Raw genomic sequence first — 18,672 nt, 5'->3', positions numbered from 1 at the left:
AGACGCACCGTCATTCTCGGGCGAAGCGAAGCGCAGACCCGAGAATCTCCTGAAAGAGATGCTCGGGTCAGGCCCGAGCATGACGCCAATGACAGCGGGAAGGACACGACCATGAGCACCATCGCCTTCATCGGGCTCGGCAATATGGGCGGGCCGATGGCCGGCAACCTGGTCAAGGCCGGGCACAAGGTCTCGGCCTTCGACCTGTCGCAAGCCTCCAAGGATGCCGCCGCCGCGCTCGGCGTCGGCATCGCCGGCTCGGCGAAGGAAGCGGTCGCCGAGGCCGAGATCGTCGTCACCATGCTGCCGGCCGGCAAGCATGTGCTGGGGGTCTGGGCCGACATCCTCCCCGCCGTGAAGCCTGGGACGCTCCTGATCGATTCCTCGACCATCGACGTCGAAAGCGCCCGCAAGGCGCATGCGCTCGCCGCCGAGCGCGGCTGCCTCTCCCTCGACGCGCCGGTCTCCGGCGGTGTCGGTGGCGCCCAGGGTGCGACCCTGACCTTCATGGTCGGCGGCAGTACAGACGCCTTCAAGCGCGGCGAGCCGGTCCTCTCGGCCATGGGCAAGAAGGTCGTGCATTGCGGCGACGCAGGCAACGGTCAGGCAGCCAAGATCTGCAACAACATGATCTTGGGCATCTCGATGATCGGCGTCTCCGAGGCCTTCGTGCTGGCCGAGAAGCTCGGCCTGTCGCATCAGGCGCTGTTCGATGTCGCATCGACCTCCTCGGGCCAGTGCTGGTCGCTGACGACCTACTGCCCGGTGCCAGGCCCGGTGCCGACCTCGCCGGCCAACAACGACTACAAGCCGGGCTTCGCCTCGGCGCTGATGCTGAAGGACCTGAAGCTCGCCCAGGAAGCAGCGCAGGCCGCCGGCGCCTCGACCCCGCTCGGCGCTGCGGCCGCGCAGGTCTACGGCATGCACAACGCCTGGGGCGAAGGCGGCACCGATTTCTCCGGCATCATCCACCTGCTGCGCGGGCGCGGGAAGGAGTGAGCAGGCGGCCCCTCTGTCGGCGACTGTTCGCATACGTATAATTCTGCGTTCGCCCCGTTCCGGTCGGACCGAAAGGGGAGTAGGACGGGAGGCATGAACGACGCCTCCCGCCGCACCGAACGCTCAGCCCAGACCGGCTTCGCCACCAGCTCGCTCGACCGACGCGCCGATCTGCGCGACCGGCCGGACGAGGTCGCCACGCTGCGCGCCCGCAGCGATGCGCGTTTCACCGTCGTCGCCGGCGAGACGCCGATCCTGCTGCGGACAGGCGCCGAGACGCAAACCGTCTGGTTCGACGAGCGCGGCGCCGACGGCCTCGGCGAAGGGCAGGAAGAAGTCTTCCTCGGACTCGATCCGGATGGCGCCCCGCGCTTTGGCCGATTGATCGATCGCGAGCTGCTGGACGGCCTGCGCGAGCAGGCCGTGCTTGTCGTCACCGACCTGCGCAGCGTCGCGCTGAAGCGACTGGTGCCGAAGGACGAACTCGGCCCGCTCGGCGAGGCCAAGGCCCTGCTCGACTGGCATGCCCGCCATCGCTGCTGCGCCCAATGCGGCGCACCGACCAAGCTCAGCTCGGCCGGCTGGAAGCGGCAATGCGAATCCTGCGGCGCGCAGCATTTCCCGCGTACCGACCCGGTCGTGATCATGCTGGCGGTGCGCGGCGACAACTGCCTGCTGGCGCGCCAGGCCCGCTTCGCGCCTGGCATGTATTCCTGCATCGCAGGGTTCGTCGAGCCGGGCGAAACCTTCGAGGATGCGGTGCGCCGCGAGACCTGGGAGGAAGCGGGCCTGCGTACCGGCACGGTGCGCTACATCGCCTCGCAGCCCTGGCCCTTCCCGGGCTCGCTGATGATCGGCTGCATCGCCGAGGCGCTGAACGACGACATCGTCCTCGATGGCACCGAGCTGGAAGCCGGCCGCTGGTTCAGCCGCACCGAGGCGCTGCAGATGCTGGAGGGCAAGCACCCCGACAACCTGTTCTGCCCGCCGCACATGGCGATCGCCAACACGATCCTGAAGGCGTGGGCGGTGGACGGCGAGGAACCGTGATCGTCCGGACGCGTCATTCTCGGGCGAAGCGTAGCGCTGACCCGAGAATCTCCTGACGAGAAGGCGCTATCGGAACCTCCTCCGGCCTGAGATGCTCGGGTCAAGCCCGAGCACGACGGATGTCACTCCCCCGGCTCGGGGAAGCTGTCGCGGAATGCGTGGGCGGGGTAGACGCCCAAAATCTTCAGCTCCTTGGAGAAGAAGGCGAGTTCGTCGAGGGCGCGCTTCAGCGCCGGATCGTCGGGATGGCCCTCGACATCGCTGTAGAACATCGTCGCCGAGAAATGGCCGTCGACCATGTAGCTCTCGAGCTTGGTCATGTTGATGCCATTGGTGGCGAAGCCGCCGAGCGCCTTGTAGAGCGCCGCCGGCAGGTTGCGGACCTGGAAGATCAGCGTCGTCACCGTCTTGCCCGAGCCCTGACGGGCGAACTCCGGATATTTCGAGAGCACGACGAAGCGCGTGGTGTTGTGCTTCTCGTCCTCGATGTCCTCCATCAGGATGTTGAGACCGTAGACCTCGGCGGCGATGTGCGGTGCGATCGCGGCCCGCGTCGGATCGCCAGCCTCAGCCACCTGCCGGGCCGAACCGGCGGTGTCGGCCGCGACCTCGGCCTTGAGGCCGAGCTTGCGGATGATCTTGCGGCACTGGCCGAGCGCATGGATGTGGCTCTGCACCGTCTTCAGCGTCGCCAGCGTCGCGCCCTCGACCGCCATCAGATGGAAGCGGATCGGCAGGAAGTGTTCGCCGATGATGTGCAGGCCGGAGCGCGGCAGCAGGTGATGGATGTCGGCGACACGGCCGGCGATCGAATTGTCGATCGGGATCATGCCGTAGCGGGCAGCGCCGTCGGAGACTGCGGCGAGCGCGTCCTCGAAGGTGCGGCAGGGCAAGAGCTCGCAATCCGGAAAGACCTGGAGGGCGGCCTGCGAGGAGAAGGCTCCGGGCTCACCCTGATAGGAAACGACGACTGACATTTTAAGTCTTTCAGGCTCAGGCTCTGGATGTCAGGAACGCGCGGGCGCGGTCCAGATCGGGGGGCGTGTCGACGCCGCGCGGGACGTGATCGATGATCATCGCGTCGATGCGCATGCCGTCCTCGATCGCCCGCAGCTGCTCGAGCTTCTCACGCAGTTCGAGCGGCGACTGCGGCAGCGAGACGAAGCGGTCGAGCGCGCGGCGGCGATAGGCGTAGAGGCCGACATGGTGATAGAGCGGGCCGTCGCCATAAGGCGCGGTCGCGCGGGTGAAGTAGAGCGCCCGCATCCGGCCGGGCGAAATCTCGCTGCCGATCAGCTTGACTACGCTCGGCGCGGTCTTTTCCTCTTCCTCGGTGATCTCGCCGGCAAGCGTCGCGATATCGACGGCCGGATCGGCGAGCGGCTCGACCGCTGCCGCGATCGCGGTCGGCGCCAGCGTGGGGAAGTCGCCCTGGACGTTGACGATGATGTCGTGCTCGCCCTTCGGGTCGATGATATCCGCGGCTTCCTTGATCCGGTCGGAGCCGGTCTGATGCGCCGGGCTGGTCATCACCGCGCGCCCGCCGGCCTGCTCGATCGCGGCGAGGATGCGCTCGTCATCGGTCGCGACCACGACATCGCCGACACGCGCTTCGATGGCGCGGCGCCAGACGCGAACGATCATCGGCTCGCCCAGGATGTCGGCCAGCGGCTTGCCCGGCAGGCGTGTCGCCTGCATGCGGGCCGGGATCAGGATCAACGGATTGGGCATTGGCTGGGGAAAGCTCGCGGGGCGGCAAAAGGTCTCAAAGCGGTGCGTGCTTATACGAGTTGCAATGCAGCGCGCAAAGCGGTTAAGCAGCGCAGGCGTGCCGGCTCCCGCAAGGGTCCGGCCGCAGCGCTGTCTTGCCTCGCCGACGGGCGGGCTAGGGGTTGTGAGAGACGATGAATATCGAACTGAACAAGATCGCTGGCGCGGGCCTCTCGACCCTGCTCGTCGTGATGGCCCTGAACATGGGCGCCGGCATCGTCTTCGCCCCGAAGAAGCCGGCCGTGCCGGGCTTCGACCTGCCGAGCCTCGAGCCGGCAGCAGCTGGCGGTGGCGGCGCGGCCGCTGCGGCGGCCGAGGAGCCGATCGCGGTGCGCCTCGCCAAGGCCGACCCGGCCAAGGGCGAGAAGGCCGTCGCAGCCTGCAAGGCCTGCCACACCTTCGAGAAGGGCGGCGCCAACAAGGTCGGCCCGCATCTCTATGACGTCTATGGCCGCCCCGAAGGCTCGGTCGCCGGCTTCGGCTATTCGGCCGCGATGAAGGGCCGCAACGACAAGAGCTGGGATGCCGACGCTCTCGACCACTTCCTGAAGAACCCGAAGGCCTACGTCCCCGGCACCATCATGGCCTTCGCTGGCATCAGCAGGCCCGAGGCCCGCGCTGACGTCGTCGCCTATCTGAACACGCTGGCCGACGCGCCCAAGCCCCTGCCGAAGCCCTGAGCGGCAGCGCTTTCGCAGCAACGTGATCCATGAGCCGGGCCAAGCGCCCGGCTTTTGCTTGTTTGCGCCATGCAATTGCCGCCACCATCGCGGCGAATGCCGGTTGCGCTGGCTTTAGCTGAACGCAACGACATAATCGGACGACGAATCGCAAGGGGTATCGCATGGCGATCCGGATCACCCGCCGCAGGCTGCTCGAAGCTGGTGGCGCGCTCGCAGGCGCGGCCGCACTGCCGGGCTCGCTCACGACGGCGCTCGCGCAGGAGAACGAGGTCCATGGCCTCTCGACCTTCGGCGAGCTGGCGCTGCCGCCGGATTTCCCGCATTTCGCCTATGTGAACCCGAAAGCGCCGAAAGGCGGCTCGATCACCATCCAGATCAAGCGCGCCGGCGGCAACCAGAGCTTCGACACCTTCAACACGCTCAACACCTATGTGCTGCAGGGCGATGGCGCCGCCGGCATGGATGCGTGCTTCGACAGCCTGATGGCCGGCTCCGGCGACGAGCCCGGCTCGCTCTACGGCCTGCTGGCGAAGAGCGTCGTGGTATCCACGGACAAGCTGACCTATCGCTTCCGCATGCGGCCGGAAGCGAAGTTCCATGACGGCTCGCGCGTCACCGCGCGTGATGCCGCCTTCTCGTTCAACCTGCTCAAGAGCAAGGGCCACCCGACTTATCGGCTGATCCTTGCCGAGATGGAATCGGCGATCGCCGAGAGCGACGACCTCATCGTGGTCAAGCTCACGCCCAAGCGCAGCCGCGACCTGCACCTCGTCGTCGCCGGCCTGCCGGTCTTTTCCGAGACATTCTGGTCGACCCGCAATTTCGAGGCCTCGACATTGGAGCCGCCGCTTGGCTCGGGCGCCTACAAGGTCGGCAAGTTCGAGCAGGGCCGCTTCATCGAGTTCGACCGGGTTCCTGAGTACTGGGCCAAGGATCTGCCGGTGAATGTCGGCCAGAACAATTTCGACCGCGTGCGCTGGGAGTATTTCCGCGACCGGCAAGTGGCGTTCGAGGCCTTCAAGAGCGGCGTGATCACCTTCCAGGAGGAGTTCACCTCGCGCATCTGGGCGACCGGCTACGACTTCCCCGCCATCCATGAAGGCAAGGTCAAGAAGGAGGCCCTGCCGAAGACCGAGCCGATCGGCTCGCAGGGCTGGATCTACAATCTGCGCCGCGAGAAGTTCGCCGATCCGCGCATCCGCGAGGCGCTCGGCCTCGCCTTCGACTTCGAGTGGACCAACAAGAACATCATGTTCTCGTCCTTCTCGCGGGCGACTTCCTATTTCGAGAACTCGGATTCGAAGGCCGTCGGCAAGCCCTCGCCGGAGGAGCTGGCGCTGCTGGAGCCGTTCCGTGGCAAGGTGCCGGAGGAAGTCTTCGGCGAGCCCTTCCTGCCGCCGGTCTCGGACGGCTCTGGCAGCGATCGCGCCCTGCTGCGCCGGGCCGACGAGATGCTGCGCGCTGCCGGCTGCAAGCGCGACGGCAATGTGCTGAAGCTGCCAAACGGTCAGCCCTTCGAGATCGAGTTCCTCGACTCGACTCCGTCCCTGCAGCCGCACACCCAGCCTTTCCAGGCCAATCTGAAGCGGCTCGGTATCAACGCGACCTCACGCATCGTCGACGGCGCGCAATACCAGCGCCGGCTCGACGAGTTCGACTTCGACATGATCAGCCGAGCAATGAGCGGCAGCGCCATCCCGAGCGACACGATGCGCGTCGTCTACGGCTCGGAAGCGGCCAGGACACGCGGCTCGCGCAATGTCGGTGGCATCGCCAGCCCGGCGATCGACGCGATGATCGACAAGATCGGCCAGGCCGACAGCTATGCCGAGGTCGTCGTCGCCGCAAAATGCCTCGACCGGCTATTGCGGGCCGGGCGCTACTGGATCCCGATGTGGTGGAACGCCAGCGAGTGGCTGGCCTATTGGGACATGTATGAGCGCCCGCAGACCAAGCCGAAATTCAGCTCCGGCGCTCCGGGCACCTGGTGGTACGATCCGGAAAAGGCCAAGCGGATCGGGAAGGCATAAGCGGGAATGCTGAATTACATCGCCCGACGTCTGGCGTTGATGGTGCCGACTCTGTTCGGCATCCTGCTGATCTCCTTCGTCATCGTGCAGTTCGCGCCGGGCGGGCCGGTCGAGCGGATCATCTCACAGCTCAATAATCCCAATAGCGGCGCGGCCGAGCGCGTCGGCGGTGGCTCGGGCGGTGATGCCGGCGCGCAAGCGCTGGATTCAGGCTCGGCCTATCGCGGCGCGCAGGGGCTCGATCCAGCCTTCATCAAGGAGCTGGAGAAGCAGTTCGGCTTCGACAAGCCGGCGCATGAGCGCTTCCTCAAGATGCTGAAGGACTATGCGACCTTCGATTTCGGTCGCAGCTATTTTCGCGACGCGCCGGTGCTGCAGCTGATCAAGGAGAAGCTGCCGGTCTCGATCACGCTCGGGCTGTGGATGACCCTGCTCTCCTATGCGATCTCGATCCCGCTCGGCATCCGCAAGGCGGTCAAGGACGGCTCGCGCTTCGACACCTGGACCAGCGCGGTCGTGATCATCGGCTACGCCATTCCGAGCTTCCTGTTCGCGATCCTGCTGATCGTGCTCTTCGCCGGCGGCTCGTTCTGGCAGATCTTCCCCTTGCGCGGCCTGACCTCGGAGAACTGGGCTCAGCTCAGCCTGATGGGCAAGATCGGCGACTATCTCTGGCACATCGCCCTGCCGGTGCTGGCGATGGCGCTCGGCGCCTTCGCGACCTCGACGCTCCTGACCAAGAACTCCTTCCTCGACGAGATCCGGAAGCAATACGTCCTGACGGCGCGGATGAAGGGGCTGTCGGAGCGCGGCGTGCTCTACGGCCATGTCTTCCGCAACGCCATGCTGATCGTCATCGCCGGCTTCCCCGGCGCCTTCGTGCATGCGCTCTTCGCGGGATCGCTGCTGATCGAGACGATCTTCTCGCTCGACGGGCTCGGGCTCCTCTCCTTCGAGGCGATCGTCAACCGCGACTATCCCGTCGTCTTCGCCAATCTCTACATCTTCTCGCTGATCGGCCTCCTCGTGCACCTGATCACCGACCTGACCTATGCCTGGGTCGACCCGCGCATCGACTTCGAATCGCGGGAAGCCTGAGATGAGCGACACCCTCCTCGACGCCCCGCCGCCGGTTCTGCGTTCGACTGCGCCCGCAGCTGCGGCTCCCCCGCAGATGAAGCAGGGCTGGCTCAAGCTCTCGCCGATCAACCGGCGCCGGCTCGACAGCTTCAAGGCCAACAAGCGCGGCTGGTGGTCGTTCTGGATCTTCCTGACCCTGTTCGTGCTCTCGCTCTTCGCCGAGTTCATCGCCAATGACCGGCCGCTGATCGTCCGCTACAAGGGCGAGACGCTGTTCCCGGTCGCAGTCAACTATCCCGAGGAGAAGTTCGGCGGCTTCCTCGCCACCACCGACTATCGCGATCCGACCATCGCCAGGGAGATCGCCAGCAATGGCTGGGCAATCTGGCCGCCGATCCGCTATTCCTACCGCACGCATAATCTCGACCTGCCGGTACCGGCCCCTGCCCCGCCGACCTGGATGCTCAAGGACGAGCAATGCCGGCCGATCGCCGAGCGGACCGGCGGCATGACCTGCCGCGAGCTCGAATGGAACTGGCTCGGCACCGACGATCAGGGCCGCGACGTCGTCGCGCGGCTGATCTACGGCTTCCGCATCTCCGTGCTGTTCGGGCTGATCCTGGCCTCGATCTCTTCAGTGATCGGCATCGCCGCCGGCGCGATCCAGGGCTATTTCGGCGGCTGGACCGACCTGATCTTCCAGCGCGTCATCGAAATCTGGACCTCGATTCCCGCGCTCTATCTGCTGATCATCGTCGCTGCGATCATCACGCCGGGCTTCTTTGTGCTGCTCGGCATCCTCCTGCTGTTTTCCTGGGTCGCGCTGGTCGGCGTCGTCCGTGCCGAATTTCTGCGGGCGCGCAATTTCGAATATGTCCGGGCGGCGCGAGCACTCGGCCTCTCCAACCGGGCGATCATGGTCAAGCACCTGCTCCCCAACGCCATGGTGGCGACGCTGACCTTCCTGCCTTTCATCCTCAATGGCTCGATCACCACGCTGACCTCGCTCGACTTCCTCGGCTTCGGCCTGCCGCCCGGCTCGCCCTCGCTCGGGGAACTGTTGGCGCAGGGCAAGGCGAACCTGCAGGCGCCCTGGCTCGGCCTCTCCGGTTTCGTCGTGATCGCGCTGATGCTGTCGCTGCTAATCTTCATAGGCGAGGCGGTGCGGGATGCCTTCGACCCGAGGAAGACCTTCGCGTGAGCGCTCCCCTCCTCTCCGTCCAGGACCTCTCCGTCGCCTTCCGCCAGGGCGGGCAGGAGACGCTCGCGGTCGACAAGATCTCGTTCGAGATCGCCAAAGGCGAGACGCTGGCGCTGGTCGGTGAATCCGGTTCGGGCAAGTCGGTCTCGGCGCTGTCGATCCTGAAGCTGCTGAACTACCCGGCGGCACATCACCCGTCGGGCAAGGTGCTGTTCAATGGCCAGGACCTGATCGGCGCCAACGAGGACGCGATGCGCAAGGTCCGCGGCAACGACATCACCATGGTGTTCCAGGAGCCGATGACCTCGCTCAACCCGCTGCACACCATTGCGCGGCAGATCGGCGAGATCCTCGAGCTGCACAAGGGCCTGCGCGGCGAGAAGGCGCGTGCCCGCACGCTCGAGCTGCTCACTTTGGTCGGTATCCGCGACGCGGCGAGCCGGCTCGACGCCTATCCGCACCAGCTCTCCGGCGGTCAGCGCCAGCGCGTGATGATCGCGATGGCGCTCGCCAACGAACCCGACCTCCTGATCGCCGACGAGCCGACCACCGCGCTCGACGTCACCGTGCAGGCGCAGATCCTGACGCTGCTCAAGGAGCTGCAGGCCCGCCTCGGCATGGCCATCCTCTTCATCACGCACGACCTCGGCATCGTCCGGCGCATCGCCGACCGTGTCTGCGTCATGCTGAAGGGCAAGATTGTCGAGCAAGGCCCCGTCGCCGAGATCTTCGGCAGGCCGCAGCATGCCTATACGCAGCGCCTGCTCGCCGCCGAGCCGAAGGGCCGGCCGGAGGCGGTGCCGGACGGCGCGCCGATCCTGCTGGAGGCCGGCCCGGTCAAGGTCTGGTTCCCGATCAAGACGGGGCTGCTGCGTCGCACGACCAGCCATGTGAAGGCGGTGGATGGCATCTCGGTCAAGGTCCGCGAAGGCGAGACCCTCGGCATCGTCGGCGAGTCCGGCTCCGGCAAGACGACGCTCGGCCTCGCCATCCTAAGGCTTATCGCCTCGGAAGGGCCGATCGTCTTCCTCGGCGACCGCATCGACGGGCTGAAGAGCAAGGCGGTCCGGCCGAAGCGCAAGGATCTGCAGGTCGTCTTCCAGGATCCCTATGGCTCTCTCTCGCCGCGCATGTCGGTCGCCGACATCGTCGCGGAGGGGCTCACCGTCCAGCAGAAGGGGCTGAGCTATCAGCGCCAGCGCGAGATCGTCGCCCAGGCGCTCGCCGATGTGGGCTTGGATCCGGCGACCATGGACCGCTATCCGCACGAATTCTCCGGCGGCCAGCGCCAGCGCATCGCCATCGCCCGCGCCATGGCGCTCGATCCGAAATTCGTCGTGCTGGACGAGCCGACCTCGGCGCTCGACATGTCGGTCCAGGCGCAAATCGTCGAATTGCTGCGCGGGCTGCAGTCCAGACGCAAGCTCGGCTATCTCTTCATCAGCCATGACCTCAAGGTGGTCAGGGCGTTGTCGCACCGGGTGGTGGTGATGCAGAACGGCAAGGTGGTCGAGGAAGGGCCGGCGGAGGAGATCTTCCAGCGCCCGCGCGAGGCCTATACGCAGGCGCTGCTCGCTGCCGCCCTCAACATCGAGCCGGCCAACAGCCCCGCGGTGCGCGACTGATGGCGCGCGCCATCCTGATCGTGCTCGATTCCGTCGGCTGCGGCGGCGCCGAGGATGCGGCTGCCTATGGCGACGAGGGCGCCGACACGCTCGGCCATATCGCGCAGGCCTGCGCTGAAGGACGCGGCGACAGCGAGGGTTTGCGCAGCGGGCCGCTCCATATCCCTAATCTCGCCCGGCTCGGCCTCAGCCATGTCTGCGAGGCTTCGACCGGCAAGCCGCTGGCCGGCGTGGCGCGGCCGGATGCTCCGCAGGGGCGGTATGGCTACGGCGTCGAGATCAGCCAGGGCAAGGACACCCCGTCAGGCCATTGGGAGATCGCTGGCTGCCCCGTCCCGTTCAAATGGGGCTATTTCACCGCGCTGGAGAACACGTTCCCGGCCGATCTGATCGAGGCGATCATCCGCGAGGGCGCCCTGCCCGGCATCCTCGGCAACAAGCACGCCTCCGGCACGGCGGTCATCGACGAGCTCGCCGAGGAGCACATCATGACCGGCAAGCCGATCTGCTACACCTCGGTCGACTCGGTGCTGCAGATCGCGGCGCATGAGGAGCATTTCGGCCTGGAGCGGCTTTATGCGCTCTGCAGACGAGTCCGTGTCCTGGTCGATCCGTTGAGGATCGGGCGCGTCATCGCCCGCCCCTTTGTCGGCACGACCGAGACCGGCTTCACCCGCACCGGCAATCGCAAGGACTTCGCGATTCCGCCACCGGACGAGACCATTCTCGACCGGCTCGTGGCCAAGGGCCGGCCCGTCGTCACCGTCGGCAAGATCGGCGACATCTTCGCCCATCGGAACACCGGCGAGGAGATCAAGCCTTTCGGCAACGCCGCCATGTTCGCGGCCGCACTGGAAGCGTTCGAGCAGTTGCCGGATGGAGGCTTCTGCTTCGTCAACCTCGTCGACTTCGACACCGAATACGGCCACCGCCGCGACATTCCCGGCTATGCGGCGGCGCTCGAAGCCTTCGATCGCGAGCTGCCGAAGCTGGAAGCGCTGCTGAAGCCCGGCGACCTCGCCGTCATCACTGCAGACCACGGCAATGATCCGAGCTGGCCGGGCTCAGATCATACGCGCGAGCATGTGCCGATCCTGGCCTTTGGGCCGGATGTGCCGGCCGGGCCGATCGGCCGCCGCGGGAGCTTTGCCGATATGGCAGCGACCCTCGGCAACTGGCTGAAGGTCGGCACGATCGGCCCCGGCCGCGCCTGGTAGCCTCGTCCCCGCGCCTCCCGCCGAACACAGCAGCGGTGGCCTAAGCGGCAGCGACACGCTCGCAGAACTCGGCAACCTCGCGGCGGATGCGCTGGGCCTGCGTCGCCAGGTCGCTGGACGAACTCTGCAGGCTGCCCGCCGCGGCGTAAGTGCGCTCGGTCACCGCCTCGAAGCTCTGCAGGGTCTGGGCACTGCGGCTGGCGCCGTCGGAGGACACCTGGACCTCCTTGGCAATCTCGGCAGTGGCGCGATCCTGCTCGCCGACCGCATAGGCGATCGCGACCGAGACGGTCTCGACCTCGCCGATCGCCTCGACGATCTCACGGATCGACTTGAGCGAACGCTGCGAGGCGGTCTGGATCGCCTCGATCGAGCGCGCCACCTCGGCGGTCGCGCTCGCAGTCTGTGCCGAGAGCGTCTTCACCTCGCTGGCGACGACGGCAAAGCCCTTGCCCATGGCGCCGGCGCGTGCCGCCTCGATCGTCGCGTTCAGCGCCAGCATGCTGGTCTGCGCCGCGATGCCGCGGATGATCTCGACCACGGCGCCGACGCTTTCACCGGTGCGGGCCAATGCCTCGATCTCGGTGCTGGCGGCCCGCGCCAGCTTCGCGGCAGATTGCGAGCTGTCGGCGGTCTGCGTGACGTTGCGGCCGATCTCGGCGATCGAGGAAGCGAGCTCCTGGCTGGCTGCCGCAGTCTGCTCGATGCTGGTCGTCACTTCGGTCGAGCTGCGCGAGACGAGCGCTATCTGCTGGCGCGCGCGGTCGGACGCGCCGGTCAGGCCGCGGGCGTCGACCTGCATCGCCTCGGAGGCCTTGTCGAGCACGGCCATGGCGCCGTCCATCTCGTCGCGGAAGTGCTCGACCATGGCGCGCAGGCGCCCGGCGCGGGCTTCGGCATCGTCGGCGAGCGCCCGCTCGCGCTCACCCGCCAGCCGCTCACGCTCGGCGACCTCCTCTGCGCGGCGCAGATTGGCCTCGGTCTGCGCGAAGATGCGCGCCGTCATCACTGCGATCACCGCGAGGAAAGCGGTCTCGACCACCACGATGACGGCATGCAGCAGAACCCGGAGCAGGTTGCCGCCCTGGTAGAAGACGGCGGCGGGCAGGATGAACTGCAGCACCAGATGGTGCATCGCCGTGAGCGCTGCGCCCAGGATGATCGGCCGCCAGTCGCAGAAGCCGGCGAGCAGCGCCAGCACGGCGAAGTAGTACATGTGCATGTCGGGCTGCCAGGGATGCCCGGAGAAAACAGCGACCAGAATGGAGACCTGGCCGATCAAGGCGACCGCGATCGCGCATTGCGCCAACAGCGTCGCACCGGCACTGCGATAGGCGATCAGTGCTGCGAGCGCGAGCATCAGTGCGCTGATTGCCGGGATCAGCCCGTCGCCGGACTGGGCCAGCGACGCCAGCGCGAGCAGCGGAACATGAATGAAGGTAAGGCCGATGAGGCAGCGCGCGACCAGATCCCGTAGGCCAGACAGAGTCAACGTCATAGGCGGCTCGTTTCGACCTCGGGAGAAATGATGCATCCGGCAAGGCCGTCGAGGCGCAGCATCAGCAGGGCGCCGGAGGGCCTTGCTGTGGTTTCCGGGGCGAGTATGACGACGAACGGCACCGTACCTTGCCGCAGGATTCTGGCACTGGTCGCCAGGCTGCGCGCCACGGCCTCCTCGCCGGAGACCCAAGGCGGGAAGATCGCCGCCAGCGGAGGCGATGCTCCCGCGGCCGGGCCGGGCAAGCTCGCGAGTGTCAGTAGGCCGGAGCAGAGCGCCAAGCCCGCAATCAAGCCGATATCGCGCCACTGCCGAAGTCGCCGAGAGCGGGAAGCTGTCGATATCGCGACGGGTGTCATCCTCAGCTCGGCTCTCGACTTGGCTAACGCAACGTCGCCCTTCAGAAAGCTCCTGAGCGGTATCGCTTAAATTTCGATTAATCAGCCCGTCTCGTGCCTATTGCTACTGCCGCGCCCAGCCGCGGCATTAACGTTTCGTAAACATGCCAGCTATACACTTTATAGTTGTTGTATCGAGGGGAGCGGATATGCCATGCGCTCGCTCAGCTATATACTACATACCATGCGCAGGTTCATGCAGCGCTTTCGTTCTAACCTTCTCGGCGCCATCGCCGTAGAATTTGCCTTAATTGCGCCGATCCTGCTGCTTCTCCTGTTTGGTATCATAGGCTATGGATACACGTTCAGCGTGTATAACGGTGTTCAACAGCTTGCCGCGGAAGCGGCTCGCGCCTCTGTCGCCGGCCTGGACGATGCCGAGCGCGAGCGGCTGGCACGCGCTTTCGTCGCCCGTAGCGTCGGGTCCTACGCTTTTCTCGATCCGAGCAAGCTAACCGTGCGGACGGTCGCTCTGGGGGCGCCAGCCCCGAGCTTCGAGGTCACGGTCGCCTACGATTACTCGGACACTATTTTCAATCGCCTCGGTTCAATCGTCGCGCTGCCAATGCCCGTGGTCGAACGCCGCGCCGTCGTCCAGCGCGGCGGTTACTGACGCCATCCCCGTATCGAGCGGACAAGGAGGCCATCATGATCCGTGCGTTCCGGAAACTCCTCGCCGATCGCCGCGGCGTCTCTTCGATCGTTTTCGCCGGCTCCTCCCTCGTCCTCTTCGGCTTCGGCGCAATGGCGGTCGATGCAAGCAGCTTCTTCTATCAGAAGCGCCGGCAGCAGACCGCGACCGACCTCGCCGCCCTCGCCGCTGCGGCCGATCTGGAGCGCGCAACGAATGCAGCCAGGGCGAGCGCGAGCCGCAACGGCTTTGCGGCCGGAACCGTTGAGATCGTGCAGACCGGCACCTACACGCCCGATGCGCAGCTGACGCCCGATGCGCGCTTCCGGCCGGGTTCAGGGCCCGCGGCCAATGCGGCCCGGATCGAGATGCGCGCGACCACGCCGATGATTCTCGGCCGTGTCCTCGCCGTCGGTCTTGGCGGCGAGAGCGGCGACGTCGCCATCGTGACGCGCGCGACCGCTGCACAGGAGGCGCAAGCCGCCTTCGCCATCGGCTCGCGCCTGGCCCGCGTCGAGGGCGGCGCTCTCAATGGCCTGCTCAGCGGCCTGCTCGGCACGAGCATATCGCTGTCGGTGATGGACTATGAGGGGCTGGCGCGGGCGCGAATCGACCTGTTCGGCTTTGCGCGCCGGCTGGCGACGCGTGCCTCGATCTCGGCCCTGACCTTCGACGAGGTCGTCCGCGCCAATGTCCGCATCGGCGACGTCATCCTCGCCGCCCAGGACGCGGCGCGAGACCAGGGCGCAGGCAGCGACGCGATCTCGGCGCTGGGACGCCTTGCGGCTGCTGCGACTGGCTCGAGCCAGCGTCTCAACCTGCAGAACCTCGTCTCGTTCGGCAGCTATGGCAGCAGGCAACTGAACGAAGAGGTGCCGCTCAAGGCATCGCTATCGGCGCTCGACCTCGTCTCGGCCGCGGCCCAGATCGCCAACGGCTCGCGCCAGCTCGATCTCGGCCTCGCGGTCAACGTGCCCGGGCTCGCTGCCGTGTCGCTCAAGCTCGGCATTGGCGAGCGCCCCGTGGGCACCAGCCTCGTGCGCGTCGACCGCACCGGCACGAGCGTCCACACCGCCCAGACACGCCTGCTGCTGACGCTGACCCTCGTCGGCAGCGGCCAGGCCTCCTTGGTCAAGCTGCCGCTCTATCTGGAGCTCGCCTCCGCAACCGCCCGGCTGACCTCGATCTCTTGCGGGGCCGGCGACGTCGCGAGCTCGCGGGTGACGCTCGGCGTGACACCGGCGGTGGCCGATGCCTGGATCGGCCAGGTCTCCAATGCCGAATTCAGCAATTTCAGCGCGAGACCAAATCCGCCCGCAGCGACGCTGCTGAACCTCGCCGGACTCGCCAAGGTGACGGGTCGGGCGCATGTCACGATCAGCAACACCGGCGAGACGCCGGTCAGCTTCAGCTATGCCGAGATCCAGCGAGCCGACAAGAAGACGACCTCGACCCAGAACTTCGTCGCGAGCCTTCTGTCGAGGCTGGTCGGCGATCTCGATCTGCGTGTCGAGCTGCTGGGGCTCGGACTTCCGATACCCGGCCTCGATGGCGCGGTGTCAGGCGTCATCGCCGGCGCGGCCACCCCGCTCGACCAGGTGCTGACAAGCCTGCTCAACACGCTGGGGATCGGACTGGGGCAGGCGGACAGCTGGGTCAGCGGCGTGCGCTGCGGCGGCGCCGTGCTGATTCAATAGCACACCTCAGGAGCGCAGCCGCGTCTTGATCCGCTGCATCAGCCCATCGCGGACGGCGCGATAGGCGTCGAGCACCTGCTCGCGCGAGCCCTGGATGATGGTCGGGTCCGGCGTCGGCCAGTATTCGACCTCGGCAGCCAGCGTGCGCGTCAGCTCGAGCGCCTTGTGGTGCGCCTCGGGCGAGAGCGAGACGATCAGGTCGAAGTTGAGGCCTTCCCACTCCTCCAGCTCCTCGACTGTCTTCGGCTTGTGCTTGTGCGCGTCGATGCCGATCTCGTCGAGGACCGACAGCGCGAAGGGATCGAGCTCGCCCTTGCGCTTGCCGGCGGCGGACTGGACATAGATCGACTTGCCGAAGAAGTGCTTGGCCAGCGCCTCCGCCATGGGCGAGCGTACCGCGTTGTAGGCGCACATGAACAGCACGCTCTGGAGTTTGCGCGGTACGGGCGGCTCCAAGCGCTCAGCCCTTCCAGTGCAGCGCGTAGATCAGGGTGAAGAGACGGCGCGCGGTCTCGTTGTCGATCTCGACCTTGTTCGACAGCCGCTCGACCAGGAGAACCGCCGCCTCGTCGTGCAGGCCGCGGCGGCCCATGTCGATCGCCTCGATCTGGGCAGGCGTGGCGGTGCGGATGGCAGCGTAGTAGCTGTCGCAGACCAGCTCGTAGTCCTTGATGATGCGCTTGAGCGGCGTCAGCGAGAGATGATGCGTGACAACCGGCGCGCCGTCGGCACTCTTCACCTCGAAGGCGAGCCGCCGTTCGATCAGAGCGAGATGGACCGCGTAGGGGCCGCCGTCGAAATCCGGCAGGGCAAAGTGGTTGCGCTCGATCAGGTCGTAGATCGCGACGGCGCGCTCATGCTCCTGGTCGGCACTGCCGCGCCCGAGCGAGGCCTCGTCGAGCGTGACGGCGACCAGATGGTTGCGTTCCGACATGTCCCCTCCGCCCAACTCCGTGCAGGCGCAGAATCGCCAACCTGCCGTCAGCCGTTGAGTCGGATCGTCACGGAACGTGCGTGAGCCTGCAAGCCCTCGGCTTCCGCGAGCTCGGTCGCGGCGCCCGCCAGCGCCCGCAACGCCTCCGGATCGCATTTCAGCAGCGAGGTACGCTTCATGAAATCGAGCACGCCGAGCCCGGAGGAGAAGCGGGCCGAGCGTGCCGTCGGCAGGACATGGTTCGAGCCGCCAACATAATCGCCGATCGCCTCCGGCGTATGCCCACCCAGGAAGATCGCGCCGGCATTGCGGATGCGCATCGCCAGCCCCTCGGCATCGTCGGCGATGATCTCAAGATGCTCCGGCGCCAGCCGGTCGACCAGCGGGATCGCACTGGCGAGCGTATCGACCAGGATGATCGCACCGAACTCGCGCCAGCTCGCCCCCGCGATTTCGGCTCGCGGCAAAGTCTTGAGCTGCCGTTCGACCGCGCGCTCGACCGCGTCGGCGAGCGCGGCGTCGTCGGTGATCAGGATCGACTGGGCGGCGGTGTCGTGCTCGGCTTGGGCGAGCAGGTCGGCGGCGATCCAGTCGGCATTGGCGCCGGTATCGGCCAGGACCAGCACCTCGGAGGGGCCGGCGATCATGTCGATGCCGACCGTGCCGAAGACGCGGCGCTTGGCGGCGGCGACATAGGCGTTGCCGGGACCGACGATCTTGGCGACCGGGAGAATCGTCTGCGTGCCATGGGCGAGCGCGGCGACGGCCTGCGCCCCGCCGATCCTGTAGATCTCGTCGATGCCGGCGAGCCTCGCCGCGGCGAGCACGAGCGGATTGCCCTCGCCACGCGGCGTCGGGGCGACCATGACCAGGCGCTCGACACCGGCGACCTTGGCCGGGACGGCATTCATCAGCACCGAAGAAGGATAGCTCGCCGTGCCGCCCGGCACGTACAGTCCCACTGCCTCGACCGCGCTCCAACGCCAGCCGCTCTCGACGCCGAGCGCATCGCGCGACCATGAATCGTTGGGCTTCTGGCGCAGATGGTAGGCCTCGATCCGGGAGCGGGCCGTCTCGAGCGCAGCGAGCTGCTCGGGCGTGCAGGCGGCGATCGCCGCTTCGATCTCGCTCTGCGTGACGCGCAGTGTCTGCGGTGTCAGAGGAAGTTTGTCGAAACGTTCGGTGTAGTCGATCAGCGCGGCATCGCCGCGAGCCCGAACGTCGGCGATGATCGCTGCTGCGACCTGGTCGACATCCTCGGAAACCTCGCGCTTCATCGCGAGCAGGGTGGTGAACTCCTGCTCGAAACCGGCATCGCGTGCGTCAAGCCTGATCGGCATGGCAAATGTCCTGACCGGAAAAGGTTCAGCCGGCGTCCGGATGGGCAGGCGTCGCGACGGCTTCCCAGATCGGACCGAGATCCTTCATCTGCGCTTCGATGCACTCGACATCGAGGCGGATGGCGGCGCCGTCGGAGAAATGCAGGGTCACCTGCCCGGCCGGATCGTCACTGCCGGTGAAGGTGACCGCGAGCAGGCTGAGTACGGCGTCGCCCGCCGCGATCTTGGTGCTGCGCGCCGCCGTGACGCGTTCGAAATGCAGGGCGGAGAGCCGGCGGCGCTTCTGGCCTTGTGCCGCGCCCTCCCAGTCGAAGCGGCGCAGCGCCAGCGCGAAGCGCTTCTCGGCCGGAAGATAGGCGATGTCGCCGCGCTTCAGCACCGCATCCTGCAAATGCGCCGAGATCACCGACAAGTCGTCGGTGTCCAGGGCGATCAGCTTCAGCGGCTCGGCGGCGAGATCGGACATGGAGACTCTTGTCTTATCGCATTTTCTTCACGCGAACCGGTGCCCACTTCGCT

At 66.8% G+C, this 18,672-nt stretch carries 18 protein-coding genes; 10 read left to right on the top strand and 8 right to left on the bottom strand.

Annotation, left to right across the window (positions count from 1 at the left end; translation table 11 throughout):
* Window positions 1–12: 12 nt before the first annotated feature.
* Together mmsB and nudC are read left to right on the top strand one after the other, a co-directional pair.
* Window positions 13–999 carry a 3-hydroxyisobutyrate dehydrogenase gene (gene mmsB, locus ACQKLX_RS15850; RefSeq protein ID WP_427362557.1) on the top strand — a complete coding sequence of 329 codons (987 nt, stop codon included), beginning with the start codon at window positions 13–15 and terminating at the stop codon, window positions 997–999.
* Window positions 1,000–1,092: 93 nt separating this feature from the next.
* Window positions 1,093–2,049, top strand: coding sequence for an NAD(+) diphosphatase (nudC, locus tag ACQKLX_RS15845; RefSeq protein WP_427362522.1), 957 nt, complete (start codon window positions 1,093–1,095; stop codon window positions 2,047–2,049).
* 122 nt (window positions 2,050–2,171) lie between these two features.
* On the opposite strand, the gene ACQKLX_RS15840 is transcribed toward nudC, so the two are convergent.
* A complete protein-coding gene (locus tag ACQKLX_RS15840) occupies window positions 2,172–3,026 on the bottom strand; it encodes a prephenate dehydratase (RefSeq protein ID WP_427362521.1) in 855 nt (284 codons plus the stop codon).
* 16 nt (window positions 3,027–3,042) lie between these two features.
* On the bottom strand, window positions 3,043–3,780 hold the full coding sequence (locus ACQKLX_RS15835; protein WP_427362520.1) for a 3-deoxy-manno-octulosonate cytidylyltransferase: 738 nt from the start codon (window positions 3,778–3,780) through the stop codon (window positions 3,043–3,045).
* A gap of 173 nt (window positions 3,781–3,953) precedes the next feature.
* On the opposite strand from ACQKLX_RS15835, the gene ACQKLX_RS15830 reads away from it, so the two are divergent.
* From ACQKLX_RS15830 to ACQKLX_RS15805, 6 genes are all read left to right on the top strand, one after another.
* On the top strand, window positions 3,954–4,499 hold the full coding sequence (locus tag ACQKLX_RS15830; RefSeq protein ID WP_427362519.1) for a c-type cytochrome: 546 nt from the start codon (window positions 3,954–3,956) through the stop codon (window positions 4,497–4,499).
* Window positions 4,500–4,663: 164 nt separating this feature from the next.
* Window positions 4,664–6,532, top strand: coding sequence for an extracellular solute-binding protein (locus tag ACQKLX_RS15825; RefSeq protein ID WP_427362518.1), 1,869 nt, complete (start codon window positions 4,664–4,666; stop codon window positions 6,530–6,532).
* A 6-nt stretch (window positions 6,533–6,538) separates the two neighbouring features.
* Window positions 6,539–7,630 (top strand): microcin C ABC transporter permease YejB, encoded by a 1,092-nt coding sequence (locus ACQKLX_RS15820; protein ID WP_427362517.1) that lies wholly within the window; start codon window positions 6,539–6,541, stop codon window positions 7,628–7,630.
* A 1-nt stretch (window position 7,631) separates the two neighbouring features.
* The gene (locus ACQKLX_RS15815; protein WP_427362516.1) at window positions 7,632–8,813 is read left to right on the top strand and encodes an ABC transporter permease; all 1,182 of its coding nucleotides are present in this window, start codon (window positions 7,632–7,634) and stop codon (window positions 8,811–8,813) included.
* Window positions 8,810–10,438: an ABC transporter ATP-binding protein gene (locus ACQKLX_RS15810; RefSeq protein ID WP_427362515.1), complete on the top strand. Its 1,629-nt coding sequence runs from the start codon at window positions 8,810–8,812 to the stop codon at window positions 10,436–10,438. The genes ACQKLX_RS15815 and ACQKLX_RS15810 overlap by 4 nt, the downstream gene beginning before the upstream one ends.
* Window positions 10,438–11,655, top strand: a complete 1,218-nt coding sequence (locus ACQKLX_RS15805; RefSeq protein WP_427362514.1) for a phosphopentomutase — start codon at window positions 10,438–10,440, stop codon at window positions 11,653–11,655. Before ACQKLX_RS15810 ends, ACQKLX_RS15805 begins: the two co-directional genes overlap by 1 nt.
* A 40-nt stretch (window positions 11,656–11,695) precedes the next feature.
* Here ACQKLX_RS15805 and ACQKLX_RS15800 read toward each other — a convergent pair whose 3' ends face one another.
* Together ACQKLX_RS15800 and ACQKLX_RS15795 are read right to left on the bottom strand one after the other, a co-directional pair.
* A complete protein-coding gene (locus ACQKLX_RS15800; RefSeq protein ID WP_427362513.1) occupies window positions 11,696–13,153 on the bottom strand; it encodes a methyl-accepting chemotaxis protein in 1,458 nt (485 codons plus the stop codon).
* Window positions 13,150–13,512 carry a hypothetical protein gene (locus ACQKLX_RS15795; RefSeq protein WP_427362512.1) on the bottom strand — a complete coding sequence of 121 codons (363 nt, stop codon included), beginning with the start codon at window positions 13,510–13,512 and terminating at the stop codon, window positions 13,150–13,152. Before ACQKLX_RS15795 ends, ACQKLX_RS15800 begins: the two co-directional genes overlap by 4 nt.
* Before the next feature lie 193 nt (window positions 13,513–13,705).
* Here ACQKLX_RS15795 and ACQKLX_RS15790 point away from each other — a divergent pair, with 193 nt between their 5' ends.
* Entirely contained in the window at window positions 13,706–14,164 is a 459-nt protein-coding gene (locus tag ACQKLX_RS15790; RefSeq protein WP_427362511.1) for a TadE/TadG family type IV pilus assembly protein, read from the top strand.
* A gap of 35 nt (window positions 14,165–14,199) precedes the next feature.
* Window positions 14,200–15,879, top strand: a complete 1,680-nt coding sequence (locus ACQKLX_RS15785) for a pilus assembly protein TadG-related protein (RefSeq protein ID WP_427362510.1) — start codon at window positions 14,200–14,202, stop codon at window positions 15,877–15,879.
* Between the two features lie 6 nt (window positions 15,880–15,885).
* Here the strand turns inward: ACQKLX_RS15785 and ACQKLX_RS15780 are convergent, their stop codons facing one another.
* From ACQKLX_RS15780 to ACQKLX_RS15765, 4 genes are read right to left on the bottom strand one after another with little or no spacing between them, the layout of a single operon-like run.
* Window positions 15,886–16,293 (bottom strand): arsenate reductase/protein-tyrosine-phosphatase family protein, encoded by a 408-nt coding sequence (locus ACQKLX_RS15780; protein WP_427362556.1) that lies wholly within the window; start codon window positions 16,291–16,293, stop codon window positions 15,886–15,888.
* A gap of 46 nt (window positions 16,294–16,339) precedes the next feature.
* Entirely contained in the window at window positions 16,340–16,813 is a 474-nt protein-coding gene (locus ACQKLX_RS15775; RefSeq protein ID WP_427362509.1) for a UPF0262 family protein, read from the bottom strand.
* A gap of 47 nt (window positions 16,814–16,860) precedes the next feature.
* On the bottom strand, window positions 16,861–18,153 hold the full coding sequence (hisD, locus tag ACQKLX_RS15770; protein ID WP_427362508.1) for a histidinol dehydrogenase: 1,293 nt from the start codon (window positions 18,151–18,153) through the stop codon (window positions 16,861–16,863).
* A gap of 25 nt (window positions 18,154–18,178) precedes the next feature.
* The gene (locus ACQKLX_RS15765; RefSeq protein WP_427362507.1) at window positions 18,179–18,619 is read right to left on the bottom strand and encodes a DUF2948 family protein; all 441 of its coding nucleotides are present in this window, start codon (window positions 18,617–18,619) and stop codon (window positions 18,179–18,181) included.
* Window positions 18,620–18,672 lie beyond the last annotated feature (53 nt).

Origin of the sequence: Allobosea sp. NPDC003192 (genome assembly GCF_050275675.1) — a bacterium.
Classification (GTDB): Bacteria; Pseudomonadota; Alphaproteobacteria; order Rhizobiales; family Beijerinckiaceae; genus Allobosea.
Note: the sequence above shows the minus strand (reverse complement) of the source record. Positions and strands in the feature narration are given on the sequence as shown.